3 protein-coding genes are annotated in these 2052 nt (G+C 43.5%); all 3 read right to left on the reverse strand.

Annotated features, from left to right (window positions below; all coding sequences use genetic code 11):
* Positions 1 to 864, reverse strand: an 864-nt coding sequence (gene ftsA / locus GX089_01950; protein ID NLP01234.1) for a cell division protein FtsA, incomplete at its 3' end; no start/stop codon positions are given.
* Positions 865 to 895: 31 nt separating this feature from the next.
* Positions 896 to 1759 carry an FtsQ-type POTRA domain-containing protein gene (locus GX089_01955; GenBank protein NLP01235.1) on the reverse strand — a complete coding sequence of 288 codons (864 nt, stop codon included), beginning with the start codon at positions 1757 to 1759 and terminating at the stop codon, positions 896 to 898.
* Positions 1752 to 2052: UDP-N-acetylmuramate--L-alanine ligase (gene murC / locus GX089_01960; GenBank protein ID NLP01236.1), on the reverse strand; the 301-nt coding region annotated here is incomplete at its 5' end. The genes murC and GX089_01955, both read right to left, overlap by 8 nt.

A 2052-nucleotide genomic window follows, 5' to 3' on the forward strand; every position in this document is an offset into this window, starting at 1 on the left:
TCTTGACACTTCCCTCTGCTCCCGTCCTCCAACTCCAGGGACACTGAGATACTCGTTTCCTTTCACCAGAGAAGAACAGGCGCATCCAAACTGCTTTTTTATCTCTTCAGCTCTCTCAATAGGAGTACTTATTCCTATAGCGATATCGCTAGTAACATTTTTTCCACCAAGTCCGACAACGGCAGTATGGCGAATGCTTTCATCAAAGTAAATGGATATATCGGTTGTCCCACCTCCCATATCAATCAGAGCTACTCCAAGTTCCTTTTCATCCTTTTCCAGAACCGCATAACAGGATGCTAACGGCTCCAGAACAAGATCGATTACTTTAAGTCCGGCCTTATCAACACTTCTATAAATATTCTGGGCACTGGTTACTGCACCGGTAACTATATGCACCTGAGTTTCCAGACGCACACCGCACATACCTATCGGATCTTTGATACCATTCTGGTCATCAACAACGTATTCCTGTGGTATCACATGTAAGATTTCTCTGTCCATGGGAATAGAAACGGCCTTTGCAGCATCGATCGCCCTGACTACATCCAGATCGGTAATTTCATTATCTTCACGGGAAATAGCTACCACACCCCTGCTGTTAATGGCTCTGATATGGTCACCTGCAATGCCCACATAGACCGAATCAACATCCACTCCAGCCATTAGCTCTGCTTCTTCGACAGCTTTCTGAATCGATCTGACAGTTTTGTCGATATTGACTACAACCCCTTTACGGAGACCATCAGATGGACTTACTCCTACTCCCACAATCTTCAATTCGCCATTAGGATCGAGTTCCGAAATGATGCAAGCGATTTTAGTCGTTCCTATATCCAGTCCTACAAAAACATTGTCTTCCATATAAACCTCCTGTGAACTGCACAAAAAAAAATTAATCTGTAACTGCCTGTATCACTTCGGTTTTAACAGAAACCGGTTGAGTTACAAAAGCCAGATTCTGATAACAGAGATTGATCCTGGCAGGCAGTTGAGCCATATCAACAATCACCTCCTGAAGTCTTTTGAGGTGATTAAGTCGCAAGGCAAGAGACTCGGTTTCCAGTTCAAACAATGTTGGACTGGATTGGAAAGTAATTCTTACCTTATTCTCATCCGAAAAATCCACCTGTGATATCCTGTTCATCATACCATCATCCACATCTCTTACCTGACGATAAAAGGTTTTTAACCGTTTCAAATGATCAGCCTTTATTACCTGTCTGCCCAGACAATCCACCGTATCCTTTAAGCCGCTTACCAGCGGAAGAGATACATTCATACCATCGGTTAAAGGCAGCACAATCCCTTGTATATCAACCTGGTAAATATTGCCCAGATTGACTATAGCAACCGGCTTCCTTTCTTTGATCTCCAGGCTTATGAACCCACTCAGATTCCTGACCAGTTTAACACTTTCCACCCAGGGATTACTGCTTAACAAAGTATCCACTTTCCTGCCATTGATCTGGAAAATTTTCATTCCCGGTTTCAGGCCACTCAATGCCAGCACCTTGTCTTCCGGAACATTTTTGGCACCCCTGACCATTATTTCCTTTACGCTCAACAATGCTGAGTCTTCAAATCTTTTTTTCAGCTCTATAATCCTGTCATGTCCAAAATAAATCGCAGCATAACCCAGCCCGGCTATCAGCACAAACACCATTAACCTTGCCATCAGCTTCCGGATTGTATGTTTCCTTTTGCTTCTTAAGGTAGCCTTTTTCTTGCGGCTGTTAGCTCCGACCCTTTTAGGCATCTGTCAGTTCCCTGGCTAATTTTACAGCACAATCCCTGATATCTCCTGCACCCATCATAATGACTGCATCACCTTCCTTTAACAAGCCTTTCAGAGATGTGATTACATCATTTTTGCAGGCAATATGACTGGCTTTTCCATATCCGCACTCAATCATCTTCTCCACAATAGTTGCAGAAGAAACCCCGGCAATTGGCTCCTCTCTGGCTTTGTAGATATCGGTGACAAACACCACATCAGCCTTCATCAGACTTTTAACAAACTGATCCAGCAGATCTCTTGTTCTGCTGTAA

Origin of the sequence: Fibrobacter sp. (assembly GCA_012523595.1) — a bacterium.
Lineage (GTDB): Bacteria > Fibrobacterota > Chitinivibrionia > Chitinivibrionales > Chitinispirillaceae > JAAYIG01.